A 19,678-nucleotide genomic window follows, 5' to 3' on the forward strand; every position below is an offset into this window, starting at 1 on the left:
GGCGGGCGTCGTACGCGTCAGGAGAATTACGCATACGACGAGCCGGTGCCGGCCGGATGCCCGTCGTGCGGGCGGAGGATACGCGCGCCGGCGGCCGGCGACGTCACGCGATGCACGCCGTCCACGGCTCCGGACGCCGCCAGGATGAGCGCCAGGTCAAGGGCCTGTTCGGCGTGCGGCACCAAGAACGCGATGGTCGGGCCCGATCCGGACACGAGGCCCGCCAGGGCGCCGGCCTTCTCACCGACGTGGAGGACCTCCTCGAGTCGCGGTTCGAGAGCGGTGGCGGCTTGCTGCAGATCGTTGTGCACGGATGCGGCGAGCAGGCCGGACTCACCCAAGCGCAAGGCGTGCATGATGACGTCGGGGATCGACGGGTCGGCGGCGGGCCCGCTGCCCGAGCGCTGCCTGTCGAGTTCGCCGTAAACGCGCGGCGTTGACAATCCGGTCTCGGACGTCGCGAGCACCCAGTGGTAGCGTCCGCGGCCGAGCGCCGGCGTGAGCTTATCGCCGTGCCCCGTGCCGACAGCCGTTCCGCCCAGCAGCGCGAACGGGACATCGGCGCCCAACGTCGCGGCAAGTTCGGCCAGCTCGGCCTTGCCGAGGTTCGTGTGCCACAGCCTGTCGCAGGCCAGCAGCGCGGCAGCGGCGTCCGCCGACCCGCCGCCCATGCCTCCTGCCACCGGCACGTTCTTATGGACGGTCAGCTCGGCGCCGCCGGCCACATCGGCGTGCTCGGCCAGCAACCGGGCGGCCCGGACGGCCAGGTTCGATGAATCGAGCGGGATGTCGGGCGTGGCGGCCGGTCCGGTGACGGTGACGGAGAATTCACTGGACGCGGCGGCAGTCACGTCTTCGTACAACGTCACTGCCTGGTAGACGCTGGCGACGTCGTGATATCCGTCGTCGCCGAGCGGCCCGACGCCGAAATGCAGATTGATCTTCCCCGGGGCGCGCGCAGTGACAGAGGACTTTCCTGCCGAGATCGCTGCCATGGCCCTAACCTAGGCGACCGCCGCCCGGCTCACTCATCGGGGGTCGTGTGCAGCGGCCAGTCGGACGAAATCGTCGATGCGGATCGCCTCGCCGCGCAGCCGCGGGTCGATGCCTGCCGCCTCGAGGATTTCACCGGCCCGCGTGGCCGACCCTGCCCAGCCGGCAAGCGCTGCCCGCAGGGTTTTGCGGCGTTGGGCAAATGCGGCATCGATTGCCGCGAACACTGCCGTTCGCCCGGCCTGCTCCCTGGGCGGACGGCGCATGACGAGTTCGACGAGCCCCGAGTCCACATTCGGGGCCGGCCAGAACACGTTCCGGCCGACGGCGCCGACCCGACGGACCTCGGCGAACCACGCCGCTTTGACGCTCGGCACACCGTACGTGCGCGATCCCGGGGCCGCTGCAAGCCTGTCGGCGACCTCCGACTGCACCATCACCAATGCCCGTTTCAGACTCGGGAAGGCCGCCAGAAAGTGCAACAGCACGGGCACCGAAATGTTGTACGGCAAGTTCGCCACGAGAGCGTCCGGCGGCGTCGGCAATTCGGCCACGGTCAATGCGTCGGCACGCACCACCTCGAACCGGCCGACGGCGGACGGCTGGTGCGCCGCAATCGTGGCGGGCAGGCGGCCGGCCAGGACGGCGTCCACTTCCACGGCCGTGACGGCCGCGCCGGTTTCGAGCAGGCCCAGCGTGAGCGATCCCAATCCCGGGCCGATCTCGACGATGTGCTCGTCGGCGGTCACTGCCGCCGAGGCGACAATGCGGCGCACCGTGTTCGGGTCGATCACAAAATTCTGGCCGAGCTGTTTGGTCGGCCGCACGCCGACCAACTCGGCCAGCGCGCGGACCTCCGCAGCACCCAGTAGTGCGTCGTCGGCGCCGGCTCGGTGGCCGCCGGAGGGCAAGTCGGGGTTATGCACGTCCCCCAGCGTAACCGTAGGGTGAATATGTGGACCCCGAAACTCTGAAGCTGCTGCTCGATCCGGACGGCTATGCACTGCTCGATTCACTTCCGCCGTACGACGAGTCCTTGGCAATGGCGCTATCGGAGCGGCTGCGTGCCGACGGGCATGCGCCGGCGCTCGTGGCGGCCGCATTGACGCAATCGCGGCTGCGGAAAAAAGCTCACGAAAAGTTCGCCGATTTTGCCGCCGACATGCTGTTCACGGCGGACGGGCTCGAGCAAGCCACCAGGCTCCCGGTGGCCGCCCGGCACGCCGAACGGTTCGCCGGTGCCGGAGTACGGACCGTGGAGGACCTCGGCTGCGGAATCGGCTCCGACTCGATGGCATTTGCGGCAATGGACCTGAACGTGCGCGCCGTCGACTCCGACGAAGTCACTGCCGCCATCGCAACGATGAATCTGCGTCACTTCCCGTCCGCCTCGGTCACGCACGCCCGCGCCGAGGACGTCGATCTGACCGGCGCGGACGGCGTCTGGCTCGATCCGGCCCGCCGCGACAACGGGTCGCGCTTATTCGACCCCGAGGCGTTTTCGCCGCCCTTGTCATTTGTCTCGGAGGTGGCGGAGCGCGTGTCGGCCGTCGGGGCAAAGCTGGGGCCGGGGATTCCGCACGCGAGCATTCCGGCCGGCGCCGAAGCGCAATGGGTGTCGGTGGACGGCGGCGTGGTCGAAGCCGGCCTGTGGTTCGGCGCGCTGGCGCGGGCCGGAGTCGGTAAGGCCGCCTTGGTGCTGGGTCCCGGCGGGGCCGTCGAACTGACGGACGTGGATCTACCCGGCCAAGACGTCGGCGAGGTTGGCGACTATCTGTACGAACCGGACGGTGCGGTCATCCGGGCCGGCCTCGTCACGGGGCTGCTGCCGATCACCGACGGCCGGCTGATCGACCCGAAAATCGCGTACGTCACATCGGACCGAGCAGTCGACACACCGCTGGCGACCGGGTACGTCATCGACGACGTCTTGCCCATGAGTTTGAAGAAACTTCGGGCCTATCTGGCCGAGCGAAACGTCGGCATCGTGACCATCAAGAAACGCGGAAGCAATATCGTTCCGGAGCAATTGCGTCAACAATTGCGTCTTTCCGGCGATAATGAGGCAACTATCGTGCTCACCCGGGTCGGTAAATCGCATCTGGCAATGGTGGTGCGGCCATTGGAGCACGCCGGCGAGCACGCACACGACAAACGGTAGACGCCGATCACTGGGAGGGGACGCCGAATGAGCGCGAAAACGCCGCGCGAGACAGTACTTGTCGACGCCGAGTCGTTGAAGGCCGAACTGACGTCGGCACCGGTTCCATTGCTGCTCGACGTGCGCTGGACCCTTGCCGATCCCGACGGGCGGGCGAAATACGATGCCGGGCACCTGCCGGGAGCGCGCTATGTCGATATGGAACGCGAATTGACCGGGCCCGGCAGCCGCGCCCGAGAAGGCCGCCATCCGCTGCCGCGCATCGCCGACCTGCAGGCGTCGGCACGTCGGTGGGGATTGCGAGAGGGGCAAGCCGTCGTCGCGTACGACGATTCGTCCGGCCTTGCCGCGTCCAGGCTGTGGTGGCTGCTGCGGGACGCCGGTGTCGCCGATGTGCGCGTCTTGGACGGCGGGTTCCCGGCCTGGGTGGCCGCCGGCGGCGACGTCACGACCGACGTGCCGGACGCCGAGCGCGGCGACGTGTTCTTGTTCGACGGCTACATGCCGAGAATCGACGCGGACGGCGCGGCCGCCTTCGCGGCGTCCGGACGGCTTTTCGACGCTCGCGCCGCGGAACGGTTTCGCGGCGAGATCGAGCCGGCCGACCCCGTTGCCGGGCACATTCCCGGCGCGCGCAGCGCCCCGGCCACGGATTCGCTCGACAACGGGAAGTTCGCCGGCGACGATGCTCTCCGGGCGCATTTTGCCGAACTGGGGATCCGGGCCGGAAGCGACGTCGCGGTGTACTGCGGCAGCGGGATCACGGCAGCCCAGCAAGCGCTGGCGTTGGAGGCCGTCGGGGTGCGGGCAAGTGTCTACCCGGCGTCCTGGTCGGGCTGGCTGGCCGAATTGCGCCCGGTGGAAACCGGCGAATGACCGGGTAGCCGCAACAACGTCGTTTTGCCCCCTTCCCGGTCATCCCTCCCCGCCGAGTGGTGGCGAATGGCTGCCAAAATCGCAAAACGCCCACCATTGGCCACCACTCGGCGCGGGCGGAGGGGTACGGCGGACGGTACGGGCGGAGGGGTACGGCGGGCTATTCGAACCGGGACGGGTCGCCGGTTCCGCGCCGGACGACCTCGGGGTAGCCGGCCGAGAAATCGACGACGGTTGTCGGCTCCGACCCGCACTCGCCGGATTCGATCACGGCGTCGACCTGGTGGTCGAGTCGTTCCTTGATCGCCCACCCGTCGGTCATCGGCTCCTCGTCATCGCTGTCCGGCAAGAGCAGCGTCGACGACAAGAGCGGTTCACCCAGCTCGCTGAGCAGCGCTTGAACGAAGTTGTGCTGCGGGATGCGCGCGCCGACCGTCTTCTTCTTCGGGTGCATCAGCCGCCGCGGCACTTCCTTGGTGGCCGGCAGGATGAACGTGTAGCTGCCCGGCGTGGCGGCCTTGATGCTGCGGAACACCGAGTTGTCGATATGGACGAATTGCCCGAGCTGCGCAAAATCGGCGCACACCAACGTGAAATGATGCTTGTCGTCGAGATGCCGGATCTTGCGAATCCTCTCCAGCCCGTCCTTGTTGCCGAGTTGGCACCCTAGCGCGTAGCACGAGTCGGTCGGGTATGCGATGAGTCCGCCGGCCGTCAGCAGATCGACGACCTGGCGCACCAGCCGCGGCTGCGGGTCTTTCGGGTGGATGTCGAAGAACTTGGCCATATCACCACCCTAGTCGTCAGCAGACGGTTTTCATCCCTTTCACCGCGATCGGCAGCGTCCCGTGCGGTTTCGCGCGGCCGGTCAGAACTCGGACGAGCGCCGTCATGGTGGCCGGCGTGTGGCCGAACGCCGCATACTGCCGCCCGGCCGTCGATCCCGGCAATTGCCACGGGCCGTCCAAGGCCACTGCCACATCGCCGGACGACGTCGTCGACATTTTCGTCACGAGTCGCACCACCGGCCCGGATCCGACGCGGATCCCTGCCGTGCGCGCGGCCGCTGCAAGCCGGGCCCTGTCGGAGGTGCTGCCGCCGACGATCCGCATCGATCCATGCACGGCCGTGCCCCGGCAGCTGCCCTTCACCTGCGTGATTGCCGCCTGGGCAAGTCGACGCACGGCGGACGCCGCATCTGGCCGTTCGTCGTCGGCCGCGGCTTGCCGTGCCGCCCGCTGTTGCCGGATCATCAGCGCCGCGGCGTGTGCGGCGGCGTCCGTCAACCGCTTCTTCGACAGCGAGCCGCCCCGCACTGCCCGCATCAGCCCGGAGTGCGCGGCGGTGACGTCGGCCGGCATGAGCGCGACGTCCGCGCCCGCTTTGATGGCCTTCACTGCCGCTTCGGACGACGTGTACTCGCCGGTGATGGCGCCCATGTTGAGTGCATCCGTCATTGTCACGCCGGTGAAGTGCAGGTCGTGGCGAATCGTGCGGTACGCGGGCGCCGACAACGAAGCCGGCACGCCCGGTTCGAGTGCCGTCGCGGCGATATGGCCCACCATGACCACCGGAGCGCCATCGGCGACGGCTGCTCGGAACGGCTTCCAATCGCGGCGACGCAATTCGTCTTTCGAGGCGCTTTGCACCGGCAACGATTTGTGCGAATCGGTGTCCACCGTGCCGTGTCCCGGGAAGTGTTTGACGGTGCTGACGATGCCGGCTCGCGTGAATCCGGTGACGGCGGCCGACACGATCCTGCCGACCCGGCCGGGTTTTCCGCCCGCGCTGCGCACGTTGATGATGGGGTCGCGAGCGCCCATTGTCACATCGGCGTCCGGCGCGAAATCGATGGTGAACCCCAGTCGACGCAGTTCGGCTCCCTGCGCGCGGCTGGCCGCCGTCGTCAGCGTCGGGTCGTTCGCGGCGCCGTCCGCCATGAAATGCGGATAGCGCGTCAGCGGCGGCCCGAGGCGTTCGACCTCCCCGCCCTCCTGATCGACGCCGATCATGGCCGGCCACGACCGGTGGCCGGTGCGGGCCGCCTCGGCGATCCGATGCAGCGACTTCCGCAACGCGCGCGTGTCGACCTTGTCGCCGCGCATCGGCACGTTGTCGCCCATGATGATGACGCCGCCGAGATGCAGCCGGCGCACCAGCGACGCGGCCGTGCGGGAGCTCGTGCCGCCGTATTCGGCGATGAGTACTTGCCCGGCCAGCTCGCTGAGCGTCATCGTCGATACCGCCGCCTCGGCCTGCGCCCGGTCGGCCTTGGACGGGAGCATGCCAAGCGTTCCCGCGTCGTCCGGCGCGGGCGCGGACGAGGACGTCGCAGGCGAAGGGGTGCCCGTTCTACCGGACCCGCCGTCGTCCGGCCCGTGCGCCGTGCATCCGGCCAGGCCGAGCGCCACGGCCGCGACGCCGGCGACCAGGCGCCCGGCGGCCGGGCGCCGGGCGCGATGACGCGTGTGTTTCGCGCCGATGGCCCGGATGGAAGATAATGACATAGTTTGACCCTAGCGTTCGACCTAGCGGCAGGCAGTACCTTCCACGCGTAAGCAGGTTCCATGACCATTGAATTTCACCCGTCCCGGCCGTCCACGCTGGGCGTGGAATGGGAGCTGGCCCTTGTCGACAAGGTGTCCGGGCAGCTCGTCTCCGTGGCGGAGGAGCTGCTGGACGCCGTGCGGCCGCCGGGCGCCGACGAGCACCCGAAAATCAAGCAGGAGTTGCTGCTCAACACCATTGAAGTGATCACCGGGATTTGCCGGACCGTCCCCGAGGCGATGACCGATATCCGCGCCTCGATGGCGGAAGTGCGCGAGGCCTCCGAACCGCTCGGCGTCGGACTCATGTCGGCAGGCACGCACCCGTTCTCGGTCTGGCACCAGCAAAAGGTGACCAATCGGGCGCGTTACAACGAGTTGATCGAGCGCACGCAGTGGTGGGGCCGGCAGATGCTGATTTACGGCGTCCACGTGCACGTCGGAATCGATTCCCGCGACAAGGTGCTGCCGATCGTCAACTCGCTGCTGCGCTATTACCCGCATTTGCAGGCGCTCTCGGCGTCATCGCCGTTCTGGGGCGGGGACGACACGAATTACGCGTCGAACCGGGCGCTCATGTTCCAGCAGTTGCCGACGGCCGGGCTGCCGTTCCAGTTCGGGTCGTGGTCGGAGCTCGAACGGTATGTGGACGACATGATCAAGACCGGCGTGATCGACTATTTCAACGAGGTCCGGTGGGATATCCGGCCGTCACCGGCTCTTGGCACCGTCGAAGTGCGAGTCTGCGACGGCGTGCCCACGCTGCTGGAGCTCGGCGCGATCTCGGCGCTGACCCAATGTCTCGTCGACGATATGAGCCGGCGCCTCGACGAGGGCGAGACTTTGCCCACCATGCCGTCGTGGTTCGTGCAAGAGAACAAGTGGCGCTCGGCCCGGTACGGTCTCGACGCGATCATCATCCTGGACGCCGAGGGCAACGAACGGCTCGTGACCGACGAGTTGGCCGATTTGATCGAGCGGCTGGCGCCGACTGCCGAACGGCTGGGGTGCGCACGCCAGCTGGACGACGTCCGGGTCATTTTGCGGGCCGGCGCAAGCTATCAGCGTCAACGCGCCGCGGCGCGGGCCGGCGGCGATCTGCCGTCGGTCGTTCGTGCGCTCGAGGCCGAGATGCGCGCCGAAGTGCCGTTCGAGGGCCCCTACCGTTCATGAACCGGAGTCGATGGAGCTCCACACCGTTCCCGGGCCGGTCACCGATCCCCCAAGGGTTTCCAGCCGGCCCCGCAGTTCACGGTCGGCCGTGGCCGTGACGACGCGGGCGCCGTCCTCCAGTTCCCGGTGAGCCACTTCGACTATCGTGTCGTCGCCTTCTCCGGGCGCCTGCACGATGTCGACGGCCCCGCTGACGGAGGGGTCGGACGTCCACTCCCCGCGGGCCCTGCCTTCCACCACCACAATCACGCGGCCCGGCCACCAGCGGTCGCCCGGCAGACCGACGACGTCCGCCGGGACGCGAATCCGCGAGTGCCGGAACGCGCCGGCAAGCCCCCGGACCATGGTGCGAGTGGCGCCGGCGCGGTCGCGCCACCAGCCGTTGGGGCGCGACCCGACGGTGTTGGCGGCGTCAACGACGAGCGTGAGCCGAGTGTCGAGCACGCCGCGCAAGGTCGGCCAGTCCGCGGCGAACCCCGGATGCAGCGGCAGCGCGTCGACGTCCGGAACGGGCACCCAGCCGACGTCGACGCTCTCGACGTCCGTGACGTGCGGGGTCAAGGCGGCGCGTGTCCGCGCGAGCACCGTGGAATACGACCAGTAGTCGAGGTCGAGCACGGACACGCCCAGCAAATCGATTTCGTCGCGGCCCGGGATCCCGGTCTCTTCGGCGCATTCGCGCACTGCCGCCTCGACGGCCGGTTCGCCGGAATGCCGCGCGCCGCCCGGAATTCCCCAGGTTCCGCCGTGATGGCTCCACGCGACGCGGTGCTGCATGAGCACGCCGCGGCCGGGATCGTGGAGGAGAAGGCCGGCAGCGCCGTAGAGCCCCCACCGTTTGTCGCCGTCCGGCCCTCGCACCCAGCCGTCGCCGTCGCCGGTGAAATGCGGGACGTCGGGCCCGCCGGTCATCCGTCGCTCACTTCGATGCCCAGATGATCGGCCAGCGCGGGCGCGAGATCGTAGAGCTGGAGGTCGTTGATGATCGACCCGCGCAGATCCGGCAGCGAGTCGACCTCGCCCAGCTCGGCGCCGCGCAGGTCGACGGAGGCGAGCGTTGCATGCCGGACGTCGATCCTGCCGACCCGGGCGTCGACGAACCGCAGTCGTCCCACGGTGGCTTCGCCCAGATCGATCTCGCCAAGGACCGCGCCGGTGATCGTGAAGTCTTTCACTGTCGCTCCGCGCAGGTTCAGATAATCGATCTTGCCGCCGTCGATGGCGACCCTGTCGAGAACGGCACCGTGCAGATCGGCCGCGCCAAAGCGCGGTTCGACGATTTCGCAGTTGTCGATCCGTACGTCCCGGGCGTCGAGGGACGCAGCCCGGGGCGCCGTCCACCGGCAGCCGATCATGCGCGCGCCGGCCAGTGCGACGCCGTCCGAGTCGCCCGGCGCCAGCAGGCAGTCCACGAATTCGGTGTGTACCGCGTTGCCGCCGGCAAACGAACCGGACGGGAAGTCGAGCCCCCCGTAACGTTCTTCGCTGACGAGCGTGCCGTCGAATCCGGCGCGGCGATCGGCCGGCACCACGTCGCCCGGCGCAAGCGACGGCGCTGCCGGCGCGGCGTGTTTGGTTGCACGGCGCATCACACAAACACCGTTTCCACGCCGAGGGACGAGTCGGCGCCGAAATCCGAGGCCGTCGGCGGGTGCCCGCGACGTATCACTTCGGCGCCCAGGGCCGCGACCATGGCACCGTTGTCGGTGCACAACGGGATCGGCGGAATACGCAGGTCGATACCCGCGGCATCACACCGTTCGGCGAGCAGTTCGCGCAATCTGACGTTGGCGGCAACCCCGCCGCCCAGCAGCAGCCGCATGATCCCGGTGTCGGTGGCTGCGCGAACCGCCTTGGCCGTGAGCACGTCGACAACTGCTTCTTCGAACCCGGCCGCGACGTCGGCCGCGTCGATCGCGTCGCCGCGGGCGCCGGCCGATTCGACCCAGCGGGCGACGGCGGTCTTGAGACCGGAGAACGAGAAGTCGTAGCGATGTCCGCGCGCGTCATCCTTTTTGGACGACAATCCGCGCGGAAACCGGACGGCGGCCCGGTCCCCGTTTCGGGCGGCGGCCGAAATCTGCGGTCCGCCCGGGTACGGCAGGCCGAGCAGCCGGGCGACCTTGTCGAATGCCTCGCCGGCGGCGTCGTCGATGGTCCGGCCAAGCAGTTCGACGTCGTCCACGATGTCGCCGACCCGCAGGATCTCGGTGTGGCCGCCCGATACCAACAGCGCAATCGTCGGCGTCTCGAGCCGTCCGCGATCGACGATGTCGACGGCCACGTGAGCGGCAAGATGGTTGACGGCGTAGAGCGGTTTGCCGAGCGCGGCCGCAAGCCCCTTGGCGCCGGCGACGCCGACCATCAGCGCACCGGCCAGGCCCGGACCGCTCGTGACGGCGACGGCGTCCAGCTCGGCCAGCGTGACGCCGGCGGTCCGGCAGGCCTGCCGGATCGCCGGGACGAAAGCTTCCAGGTGCGCACGGGACGCCACCTCGGGCACGACTCCGCCAAACCGCACGTGCGCGTCCATTGACGACGAGACGGTATTGGTCAGCAGCCGGGTTCCGCGCACGATGCCGATTCCGGTTTCGTCGCATGAGGTCTCGATGCCCAAAACGAGCGGTTCGGTAGTGCGGTCTGCCATTTCTTCAGCCTATCGCCCGCGGGACGCCGTCCCTACTCCGCCGAGCTTCGAGTGGGTCGGGATTTCACCCGACGGCGCATGATCAGCGCATCGACGCCAATTGACGCGTAATAGCCGCGGCGGACGGCGATCTGTTCGAACCCGGCCCTGCGGTAGAGATCGGCAGCCCTGTCGTTATCGGCGCGCACTTCGAGCATCAAGGAGGACGCTCCGGACTTGTGCGCGCCGTCGATCAGTGCGGCGAGCAGCCGCCGGCCGAGCCCCTGCCCCTGCGCCTGCTTCGACACGGCAATGGTTTGCACCTCGGCTTCGGCGCCGCCGGTGGCCAATCCGGCGAAGCCGACGATCCGGCCCTCGGGGGTTTCGGCGACCAGGTAGTGCCGGCCGGGAGCGGCGAGTTCGGCCCAGAAGTTGGCCGGTGTCCACGCCGTCGGGCCGAACAGCTCGCCGTCCAGGCGCATCACGTCGTCCAAGTGCCACCAGCGCATCCGGGTCAAGACGGGGCGGCCGGGCTCGTCATCGCAAGACACGTTTAGGGGCTCCCGGCGCGGCGGCGTCCGGACGACGCAGGTATTCCGGTTCGGGCTCCGGCAGCGTGAGGCCGGCCGCCAGCCGGCGCAACGCGACCGCGCCCACGGCGGCGGCCACGGGTTCCATCAGCTCGGGCAGATCGCTGACCGGCGTGCCCAAGATTTCAGGGTAGAGCGCGAACCCCTTGCCGGCACGAATCGGATCGCCGTGCCGGAACGCGTCGGCGACATCGGCGGGACGGTCGACCGACGGCCCCGCGACGCGCTGCGGCAACTGCGCCGGATCGGTACCGGCGTACCGAGCCCAGTACACTTCACGGCGCCGCGCATCGGTAGCCGTCACGATGTCGCGGCCGGCATCGTCACCGCCCCCGGTGCGGCCGGCCGTCTGCAGCGCCAGAGCATCGAGACTCAGGACGCCGTGCACCGGCACGTCCCAGCCGAGCGCGTATCCGAAGGCCGAAGCGATGCCGACGCGCAGGCCGGTGTACGGCCCCGGACCGACGCCGACGGCCACGGCGTCCGGAGGTCCGTTCAAGCCCGCCTCATCGACGATTTCATCGACGAACGGGGCCAAAACCTCGGCATGCCGGCGGGCACCGAAGACGGTGCGGGCGGCATGCATGCGCACGGCCGATGCGTCGTCGGGTGACGCGCCGGCGGGGAGTTCGACAAGCGCGGCCGAGGCGGCGGAGGACGTGTCGAGGGCGAGAATCAGCACTGTGTCACTCTATCGCCGACCAGGCGTCGAAGTCGGTGGAGCTCCACCGTTGCCCGAGCGCACGGATAGTGACGGTACGCGGCTCGTCGACGTCGTCCGGTTCCGCGCCGTCGTCCGGCGCGGACGCGTCGCCGACGGGCCGCGCAATGTGGATCTCGAGCCGATCGGTCGATAGCATCTCGGCAAGTCCGGCGCCCCATTCGACCACGGTGACCGATTCGTCCAGGTCGGCGTCCAGATCGAGGTCGTCAAGCTCGTCGGCACCGGACAGCCGGTACGCATCGACGTGCACCAAGGCGGGGCCCCCGACGAGCGACCGGTGCACTCTCGCGATCACGAAGGTCGGTGAGATGATCGCGCCCTGGACGCCGAGCCCCGTGCCGATGCCCTGCGTCAATGTCGTTTTACCGGCGCCCAGCGCGCCGTCCAGCACCAGCAGATCGCCGGCCCGGAGCAGCCCGGCGAGTCTACGACCGAATGCATGCATGGCGTCGGTGCCCGGGACGGCGACCGTGACGGTTGGCGATTCATCCATCGACGCGCCCGCTGTCCACGGCCCGCCCGGCAGCCGCCGTCCGGCCTCCGCGCACGTACCGACGGTCGATCCGGGCGCTGAGTCGCGTGACGACCTCGTAGTTGATGGTGTCGGTGGCCCTTGCCCAGTCTTCCGCAGTGGGTTCGCCCGGCCCCGAGCCGATCAGCACCGCCTCGTCGCCGATGTGCACGTCGTCGTCGCCCACGTCGATCACGAACTGGTCCATCGCCACCCGGCCGACGATGCGGTACCGGACGCCGTGCACGCTGACTTCGGCGCGGTTCGACGCCGTACGCGGAATGCCGTCGCCGTATCCGCCCGCCACGAGCGCCAGCGTCGTCTCACGTTCGCACCGGTAAGTCAGGCCGTAGGACACTCCGTGGCCGGCCGGGACGCGTTTGACGTTGCTGATGGGGCTGACCAGACGCAGGGCCGGCACGAGTCCCAAGTCGCCGGCGGTCCGACCCTCGAATGGCGACAGACCGTACAGGCCGAGGCCGGCGCGCACCATGTCGTAGTGCAGTGCCGGAGACGCAAAGACGCCGGGGGTGTTTGCCAGATGCTGGATTTCAAAGCGGACGCCGCGCGCCCCGGCCTCGTTGACGGCATCGACGAACGCGACGTTTTGCGCATCGATACTCGGATGTTCGGGTTCGTCGGCGCATGCCAGATGGGAGAACACTCCGACGACTTCGACAAGGCCGTACTTCTCGGCGGCGCGGACGGCGTCGATGAGCGGTCCCCATTGTTTGGCGGTCGCGCCGTTGCGGCCGAGTCCGGTATCGATCTTCACGTGCACGCGCGCCGGCGTGCCGGCGGCCGCCGCGGCGGCGCGGACCCCGTCGAGAGCCTCAAGGGTGGAGATCCCGATGTCCACGCGCGCGTCAATGGCCGCGCCGAAATCCTCGCCGGGCGTGTGCAGCCAGAAAAGGATCGGTTCGCTGATCCCGGCGGCCCGCAGCACGAGGGCTTCGTCGAGTTCGGCCACGCCGAGCCATGGTGCTCCGGCGCCGGTGGCGGCGCGCGCGATTTCGACCATGCCGTGGCCGTAACCGTTGGCCTTCACCACTGCCATCAGTTGCGCCGGTCCGATTGCCGCGCTCAGGCATCGCACGTTGGCGGCCACTGCGTCCAAATCGATGATGGCGGTGATCGGTTTGACGCCGGACCGATGATCGCGCGCTCGGGTGGTCATTCGTTCATTTTCGCAAACACCGTCATCGTTGCGCTCGTCCGCGGGTACTGTGCTCGCCGACGGGCCGGCGGTCGGCGCCGGCGAGGTGATCGGCGATGACTGCCGGCAGCGCTGCCGCAATGTCGCCGGCAGCTATCGGCCCACCGCCGGAAGCCCGGCCGGCGGCCAGTCCGTGCGTCATGACGCCGAGAGCTGCGTAGCCGGCCAAAGCAGGCAATGATTTCCCCGTGGCGGTCTCACTGGACGTGGCAGTGATTGCGCCGATGATGCCGGCCAGCACGTCACCGGCCCCGGCCGTAGCAAGCCAGGACGGGGCCTCGCCCTGCGCATAGGTCGGACCGTGCGGCTGCGCGATCACCGTGACGGGGCCCTTGAGGACGACGACGGCGTCGGTGCGGCGAGCGGCCCGCTGCGCCCAGACCGCAGGAGCGGCTTCGACGGCCGAGCGGGACACGTCGGTATCGCCGAGCCTGGTCATGAGTGCGACGAGTTCCCCGGCGTGCGGGGTGAGGATCATCGGCGGGTCGGTGCGCTGCACGGCCGAGTCGGCCGCCTCGACGGCGGCAAGCGCGCCGGCGTCAAGAACGCACGGCAGCTGCGTGTCCCCCGCCTCGGCCAAGTACCGGCGAACATCGCTCATCCGGTCGTCATCGGCCGGATCGATGCCGGGGCCGAACAGCCAGGCCTGCACGCGTCCGTTTCCGGGGACGACCTCCGGATAGGCGGCGTTCACGGCGCGAGCGACATGGTCGGATCCGACGTAACGGATCATGCCGACACCGCAGGCGCGGGAACCGCCGGTGGCCAACACGGCGGCGCCGGGATATCCGGAACTTCCGGCCACTATGCCGAGTACTCCGCGGGTGTATTTGTGATCGTGCGGCCCGGGAACCGGCCAACGGCCGGCAATATCGGACGGATTCAGCCGTGCCGTCGCGGTCGTCTCGTCGGCAAGCGGGACGCCGATGTCGACGACTTCGACATTGCCGGCGCAGCCTGCGGCCGGCGGCAGCAGCAGGCCCGGTTTCGCGCCGGCGAACGTGACCGTGCAATCGGCCCGGACGCAGTCATCGGACGCTTCACCGGTGTCCACATCGATACCGCTCGGCATGTCGACGGCAATGACGATCTGTCGCTCGGAGCGGGCGGGCGTCCAGTTTGCGACGAGTTCGCGCACCGGGCTGCGCAATCCCGGCCGGGCTCCGGTGCCGACGATCCCGTCGAGGACCGCATCGGCAATCCGTAAGAGTTCAGCGGCCCGGGAGGCCCCTCGGTCGTCAAGGCGGTGAATCCGGGCCCCGGAGGCACGGGCGGCAGCCAGCCCGCCCTGGTGTGCGTCGTCCGCAGTCAGGACAACGTCGACGCGTGCTCCGCGACGGGCCAAATGCGCGCCCGCATACAAGGCGTCCCCGCCGTTGTTGCCCTTGCCGGCAAGGATCGCGACCCGGCTGCCGTAGACGTGTCCGGCGTCGAGCTCGCGCACGCACACCGCGGCCACGGCGGCGGCCGCCCGCGCCATCAGCGGCGGCCCGTGCCCGGCGTCCAGAAGCGGCTGCTCGGCCGCCCGGATGTCCTTCGGCGTCCATGCACGAATCATGAGTCCATGCTGCCACGTCCCGCGTTTGCGCGCCGAGTGGTGGTGCGGGAGGACGGGGGCGGCTCAGTCCACGTCGGGGTCTGCCGGCTTCAGCAGCACTGTGAATTCGGTGCATCCCGGTTCGCTCATGACGGATACCGACCCGCCCAAGGCGCGGGTGATGGCGTCCACGATGGACAGGCCGAGGCCGGTGCTGCCGACGCCGCGAGAGCGCCCCGAATCGCCGCGGGCGAACCTGTCGAAGACCGAGTCGATCAACTCGCCGGGTATTCCCGGCCCGTCGTCCGACACCGTGACGGCCACCCAGCCGTCGCCTCCCCCGGCGGCGTCCGCTGCGCCCCCGGAACCATCGCTCCCGGCATGTTCGGCGTCGCCGGCGCCGGCCGGACGTCGAAGGCGCACCGCCACATGCGTGCCGAAGGGCGTGTGCACGCGCGCGTTGGTCAGCAAATTGCCGAAAACCTGCCGCAAGCGCATATCGTCGCCGCGCACGAAGACCGGCTGGTCCGGCAGATCCAACGACCATTCGTGCCCGCTGCCGGCCACGTGCGCATCCGCGACGAGGTCGAGCAGAACGGCCGACACGTCGACGTCGCGGATCTCGATCTCGCGCCCCGAGTCGAGCCGGGCCAACAACAACAGGTCGTCGACAAGAGTCCCCATGCGGCTGGCGCCGAGCTCGACCTGCGTCAATGCGTGCGTGACGTCGGGCTCCAGCGAATCGCGGTAGGGCCGCGTCAGCTCGGCGTATCCGCGGATGGTGGCCAGCGGGGTGCGCAGCTCGTGACTGGCGTCGGCGACGAACCGTCGCACCTGCTGCTCGCTCGCGTGCCGCGATTGCAGCGCCTCGCCGATATGGTCGAGCATCCTGTTGATGGCGGCGCCGACCTGGCCGATCTCGGTCTGCGGGTTCGCATCGGGTTCCCGGACCCGGTCGGCCAGCACGACCTCGCCGCGGTCCAGCGGCAATTCCGACACGCGGGTCGCGGTTTCCCGGACGCGTTGCAGCGGACGCAACGCCCTTTCCACCAGCGTCGATACCCCGACAGCGGCAATCAGCAACCCCAAGACGACGATGATGAGCTCGGTGAAGATGACCTGCCGCGTCGTCCGGGACACGTCGGACAGGGAAATTCCGGATATCGCCGTCCCGATCGGCGTTCGAGACGCAATGACGCGGAACGATCCGAGTCCGGGCACCCGCACCGTCTGGATATCGTCCGTCTGCCGCACGCCGGCCAATACGTCGCGCTGCTTGGCGCTGAGCGGTTGAATGGCGCCCGGCGCCTCGACGAATCCCGAGCTGACGACGGTGCCGTCGACGACGAGTGCCGCCAGGGACCCGACACCCTGACCGGGCTGGCAGAGCACGTCGGGCGGTGCGCCGCGTTGCCGGCTCAGCGTGCACGTGCGCTCGGTCCCGCCCGATTGCGGGTTGAACCGGGCCGCACCGGCGACCAGGCGCGAGTCGAGCTGATTGATCTGATAATTCCGGACGGCCAGCACGGTCACCAGCCCCAGGCACACGGCCACGACCGTGAACACCGTGACCGTCGACAAGACGATCCGCGACCGGAGCGTCCACCGGCCCGGATGCAGCAAATCAGCCATCCGCCGCCTTCAGCATGTACCCGGCGCCGCGCAACGTCTTGATCATGGGGCTGCGGCCGGCGTCGATCTTCTTGCGCAAATACGAGATGTACAGTTCGACGACGTTGGCGTTGCCGCCGAAGTCGTAGCTCCAGACGCGGTCGAGGATCTGCGGTTTGGACAGCACGCGTCGCGGATTGCGCATCATGAATCGGAGCAGTTCGAACTCCTTGGCCGTCAACTCGACCGGCTCGCCGGCCCGGTACACTTCATGGCTGTCCTCATCGAGGGTGAGATCGCCGACCTGGATGACGGCATCGTCGCCTACTTCCACGGACCCCGCGCGACGCATCAAGGCGCGCACCCGTGCCACCACTTCTTCCAAGCTGAACGGTTTGGTCACATAGTCGTCGCCGCCGGCCGTCAGCCCGACCACGCGGTCTTCAACGGCGTCCTTGGCCGTCAGGAACAGCACCGGAACGTCTTGATTGATTCCGCGGATCTTGGCAAGCAGTTCGAGCCCGTTGATATCGGGCAACATGACGTCGAGAATGACGATGCTGGGCCGGAAATCACGCATTGCGGCAAGTGCGCCGGCGCCGTCGAACGCGGTGGCGGATTCCCATTTTTGATAGCGGAACGCCAACGACAGTAATTCGGCGAGATTCTGCTCATCGTCGACGATGAGCGCCCGTACGGTTTCTGCAGCCTTTTCCTGGGCGGTACCTGTGTTCACATTCTTCAGCATGCCACTCGCGGCTATCCCGCAGATATGGGCAACCTGTGCGCCGGCTGTCAGTCGTGCTGGTCGGAGGTCTCGGCGATCACGACTGCCGAAGCGATACCGGCATCGTGCGACAGCGACAAGTGGAAGACGTCGGCGCCGAGCCGTTCGGCGCGGTCTCGTACCGAGCCCGTCACCCGCAGCATCGGCCTGCGGTCCGCAATCCGTTCGACCCAGGCGTCCTGCCAGCTGAGTCCGGACGGCGCCGCAAGAGACTTGGCCAGCGCTTCCTTGGCGGCAAACCGGGCCGCCAAGGACGAGACCGGCAGATCGCGCTCGGATTCGACGAACAATCGCCGGACCAAAGCGGGCGTGCGCTCGAGCTGGCGGGCGAACCTGTCGATGTCCACCACGTCGATCCCCACGCCGATAATCACTCGACCGTGACCGATTTCGCAAGATTGCGGGGCTGATCGACGTCGAGCCCCTTGGCCGTGGCAAGTTCCATGGCAAACACCTGGAGCGGGACGACGGTGAGCAGCGGTGCCATCAACGTCGGACAGCGCGGCACGTAGACGACGTGTTCGGCATATTTCCGCACGTCCTCATCGCCTTCCTCGGCAATGACAAGGGTGCGGGCGCCGCGAGCGCGGACCTCTTGAATGTTCGACACGACCTTGGCGTGCAACGAGTGCCGGCCCGATTTGGTCGGCACGATCATGAACACCGGCTGGCCGTCCTCGATCAACGCGATTGGCCCGTGCTTGAGCTCCCCGGCCGCAAATCCTTCCGCGTGGATATACGCAAGCTCCTTGAGTTTCAACGCGCCTTCCAGCGCGACCGGGAAGCCGACGTGGCGGCCCAGGAACAGTACCGACGTCGCATCGGCCATCGAATGGGCAAGCGTTTCGACCTCGCCCATTCGGCCCAGCACTTCGGCAATCTTGCCGGGCATCCGGTGGAGTTCACCGAGCTTGTCGGAGATCTCGTCGGCGAACATATTGCCGCGTAGCTGTGCCAGGTAGAGGCCGAGCAGGTAACAGGCTGTGATCTGCGCCAAGAACGCCTTTGTCGATGCGACGGCGATCTCGGGGCCGGCGTGCGTGTAGAGGGCGCCGTCCGATTCGCGTGGGATTGTCGATCCGTAGGTGTTGCAGATGGCCACCACCTTGGCTCCCTGTTCGCGGGCGTGCCGGACGGCCATGATGGTGTCCATCGTCTCACCGGATTGGGAGACGGCCACGACAAGCGTTTTTTCGGTGACGACCGGGTCGCGGTACCGGAATTCGTGCGCCAGCTCGACCTCGACCGGGATCCGGCACCAGTGTTCGACCGCATAGCGGGCTACCTGCCCGGCGTAACTGGCAGTGCCGCAGGCGATCACGATGATCTTGTCGACGCTGCGCATCACCGACTCCTCGATGTGCATCTCGTCGAGCATGAGCCGCCCGGTCTGGTCGGTGCGGCCGCGCAGCGTATCGGCCACTGCAGCCGGCTGATCGGCGATCTCCTTGGCCATGAAGCTGGCGAATCCGCCCTTTTCGGCCTCGGCGGCGTCCCAGTCGACGTGGTAGGCGTTGCCGGAGACCGGGTTGCCGTCGCTGTCGGTGATGTCGACCGAGGACGGCGTGATGGTGACTATCTGATCCTGACCGATCTCGACGGCTTCCTTGCTGTAGGCGATGAAGGCGGCGACATCCGAGCCCAAGAAATTCTCGCCGTCGCCCAGCCCGATCACGAGAGGCGAGTTGCGCCGGGCGCCCACGACGGTGCCGGGCAGATCGGCGTGCACGGCCAACAGCGTGAACGCGCCCTCGAGCCGCGCGGTCGTGCGCCGCATGGCCGCGGCAAGATCGTTGTCGACGCGATATTCGCGGGCAAGGAGATGAGCAACGACTTCGGTGTCCGTTTCGGACAAGTACTCGTCGCCGTCCATCTCGTCTTTGAGTTCGGCGAAGTTCTCGATGATGCCGTTGTGGATGAGTGCCAGCCTGCCGCCGTCGCTCACGTGCGGATGAGCGTTGGCGTCGGTCGGCCCACCGTGCGTGGCCCACCGCGTATGCCCGATGCCGGTCAGCGCGTCCGGCAGCGGATGCTCGCCCAGCTCGTCGAGCAGACTGGCCAGCTTGCCGGCCTTCTTGGCCGAGGCCAGCCGGCCGTCGGGGGTCACGAACGCCACGCCGGCGGAATCATATCCGCGGTATTCCATCCGGCGCAGGCCGTCGAGGACTACTTCCTCGGCAGTGTGCCCCGAGGCGCTCCGGCCCACATATCCCACAATTCCACACATGCGCCCAAGCCTATCGGCGCGCACGTGCATCCTGCGAATATGGCCCGGCGCGCCACCGCCCCGCACTCCCCGAGCGCCCCGGAGCGGCGCCGGATCCTGC

Annotated in this window: 19 protein-coding genes; 3 read left to right on the forward strand and 16 right to left on the reverse strand. The window is 68.5% G+C overall.

Going from position 1 to position 19,678, the window contains the following annotated elements; all coding sequences use genetic code 11:
• Positions 1-26: 26 nt before the first annotated feature.
• Together BJY26_RS00495 and rsmA are read right to left on the reverse strand one after the other, a co-directional pair.
• Complete coding sequence (locus BJY26_RS00495; RefSeq protein ID WP_179424745.1) at positions 27-995, reverse strand: 4-(cytidine 5'-diphospho)-2-C-methyl-D-erythritol kinase; 969 nt, start codon at positions 993-995, stop codon at positions 27-29.
• Positions 996-1,028: 33 nt separating this feature from the next.
• Entirely contained in the window at positions 1,029-1,919 is an 891-nt protein-coding gene (rsmA, locus tag BJY26_RS00500) for a 16S rRNA (adenine(1518)-N(6)/adenine(1519)-N(6))-dimethyltransferase RsmA (protein ID WP_237248872.1), read from the reverse strand.
• A 29-nt stretch (positions 1,920-1,948) separates the two neighbouring features.
• On the opposite strand from rsmA, the gene BJY26_RS00505 reads away from it, so the two are divergent.
• Together BJY26_RS00505 and BJY26_RS00510 are read left to right on the forward strand one after the other, a co-directional pair.
• The gene (locus BJY26_RS00505) at positions 1,949-3,154 is read left to right on the forward strand and encodes a THUMP-like domain-containing protein (protein WP_237248871.1); all 1,206 of its coding nucleotides are present in this window, start codon (positions 1,949-1,951) and stop codon (positions 3,152-3,154) included.
• Positions 3,155-3,181: 27 nt separating this feature from the next.
• Positions 3,182-4,030, forward strand: a complete 849-nt coding sequence (locus tag BJY26_RS00510; protein WP_179424747.1) for a sulfurtransferase — start codon at positions 3,182-3,184, stop codon at positions 4,028-4,030.
• A 160-nt stretch (positions 4,031-4,190) separates the two neighbouring features.
• Here BJY26_RS00510 and BJY26_RS00515 read toward each other — a convergent pair whose 3' ends face one another.
• Positions 4,191-4,817: an L-threonylcarbamoyladenylate synthase gene (locus tag BJY26_RS00515; protein ID WP_179424749.1), complete on the reverse strand. Its 627-nt coding sequence runs from the start codon at positions 4,815-4,817 to the stop codon at positions 4,191-4,193.
• Positions 4,818-4,833: 16 nt separating this feature from the next.
• Positions 4,834-6,537 carry a glycoside hydrolase family 3 protein gene (locus BJY26_RS00520; protein ID WP_237248870.1) on the reverse strand — a complete coding sequence of 568 codons (1,704 nt, stop codon included), beginning with the start codon at positions 6,535-6,537 and terminating at the stop codon, positions 4,834-4,836.
• Positions 6,538-6,597: 60 nt separating this feature from the next.
• Between BJY26_RS00520 and BJY26_RS00525 the strand changes: the two genes are divergently transcribed.
• Positions 6,598-7,749, forward strand: a complete 1,152-nt coding sequence (locus BJY26_RS00525; protein WP_179424751.1) for a glutamate--cysteine ligase — start codon at positions 6,598-6,600, stop codon at positions 7,747-7,749.
• Here BJY26_RS00525 and BJY26_RS00530 read toward each other — a convergent pair.
• The 12 genes from BJY26_RS00530 to glmS form a co-directional block, all read right to left on the reverse strand.
• Positions 7,744-8,661 (reverse strand): NUDIX hydrolase, encoded by a 918-nt coding sequence (locus BJY26_RS00530; protein ID WP_179424753.1) that lies wholly within the window; start codon positions 8,659-8,661, stop codon positions 7,744-7,746. The genes BJY26_RS00525 and BJY26_RS00530 overlap by 6 nt on opposite strands.
• Positions 8,658-9,341, reverse strand: coding sequence for a pentapeptide repeat-containing protein (locus BJY26_RS00535; protein ID WP_179424755.1), 684 nt, complete (start codon positions 9,339-9,341; stop codon positions 8,658-8,660). Before BJY26_RS00535 ends, BJY26_RS00530 begins: the two co-directional genes overlap by 4 nt.
• Positions 9,338-10,396, reverse strand: coding sequence for a tRNA (adenosine(37)-N6)-threonylcarbamoyltransferase complex transferase subunit TsaD (tsaD, locus tag BJY26_RS00540; RefSeq protein WP_179424757.1), 1,059 nt, complete (start codon positions 10,394-10,396; stop codon positions 9,338-9,340). Before tsaD ends, BJY26_RS00535 begins: the two co-directional genes overlap by 4 nt.
• A 32-nt stretch (positions 10,397-10,428) precedes the next feature.
• Positions 10,429-10,926: a ribosomal protein S18-alanine N-acetyltransferase gene (rimI, locus tag BJY26_RS00545; protein ID WP_237248869.1), complete on the reverse strand. Its 498-nt coding sequence runs from the start codon at positions 10,924-10,926 to the stop codon at positions 10,429-10,431.
• Positions 10,913-11,647, reverse strand: a complete 735-nt coding sequence (gene tsaB / locus BJY26_RS00550; RefSeq protein WP_179424759.1) for a tRNA (adenosine(37)-N6)-threonylcarbamoyltransferase complex dimerization subunit type 1 TsaB — start codon at positions 11,645-11,647, stop codon at positions 10,913-10,915. Before tsaB ends, rimI begins: the two co-directional genes overlap by 14 nt.
• A gap of 4 nt (positions 11,648-11,651) precedes the next feature.
• Complete coding sequence (gene tsaE, locus BJY26_RS00555) at positions 11,652-12,182, reverse strand: tRNA (adenosine(37)-N6)-threonylcarbamoyltransferase complex ATPase subunit type 1 TsaE (protein ID WP_179424761.1); 531 nt, start codon at positions 12,180-12,182, stop codon at positions 11,652-11,654.
• A complete protein-coding gene (gene alr, locus BJY26_RS00560; RefSeq protein WP_179424763.1) occupies positions 12,175-13,377 on the reverse strand; it encodes an alanine racemase in 1,203 nt (400 codons plus the stop codon). Before alr ends, tsaE begins: the two co-directional genes overlap by 8 nt.
• A gap of 22 nt (positions 13,378-13,399) precedes the next feature.
• Complete coding sequence (locus BJY26_RS00565; protein WP_179424765.1) at positions 13,400-14,974, reverse strand: NAD(P)H-hydrate epimerase; 1,575 nt, start codon at positions 14,972-14,974, stop codon at positions 13,400-13,402.
• Between the two features lie 63 nt (positions 14,975-15,037).
• On the reverse strand, positions 15,038-16,585 hold the full coding sequence (locus BJY26_RS00570; RefSeq protein WP_179424767.1) for a sensor histidine kinase: 1,548 nt from the start codon (positions 16,583-16,585) through the stop codon (positions 15,038-15,040).
• A complete protein-coding gene (locus BJY26_RS00575; protein WP_179424769.1) occupies positions 16,578-17,312 on the reverse strand; it encodes a response regulator transcription factor in 735 nt (244 codons plus the stop codon). Before BJY26_RS00575 ends, BJY26_RS00570 begins: the two co-directional genes overlap by 8 nt.
• Before the next feature lie 47 nt (positions 17,313-17,359).
• Positions 17,360-17,725, reverse strand: coding sequence for a holo-ACP synthase (locus BJY26_RS00580; RefSeq protein WP_179424771.1), 366 nt, complete (start codon positions 17,723-17,725; stop codon positions 17,360-17,362).
• Positions 17,722-19,578, reverse strand: a complete 1,857-nt coding sequence (gene glmS / locus BJY26_RS00585; protein ID WP_179429682.1) for a glutamine--fructose-6-phosphate transaminase (isomerizing) — start codon at positions 19,576-19,578, stop codon at positions 17,722-17,724. Before glmS ends, BJY26_RS00580 begins: the two co-directional genes overlap by 4 nt.
• Between the last annotated feature and the right edge of the window lie 100 nt (positions 19,579-19,678).

Source organism: Spelaeicoccus albus (genome assembly GCF_013409065.1).
GTDB lineage: Bacteria > Actinomycetota > Actinomycetes > Actinomycetales > Brevibacteriaceae > Spelaeicoccus > Spelaeicoccus albus.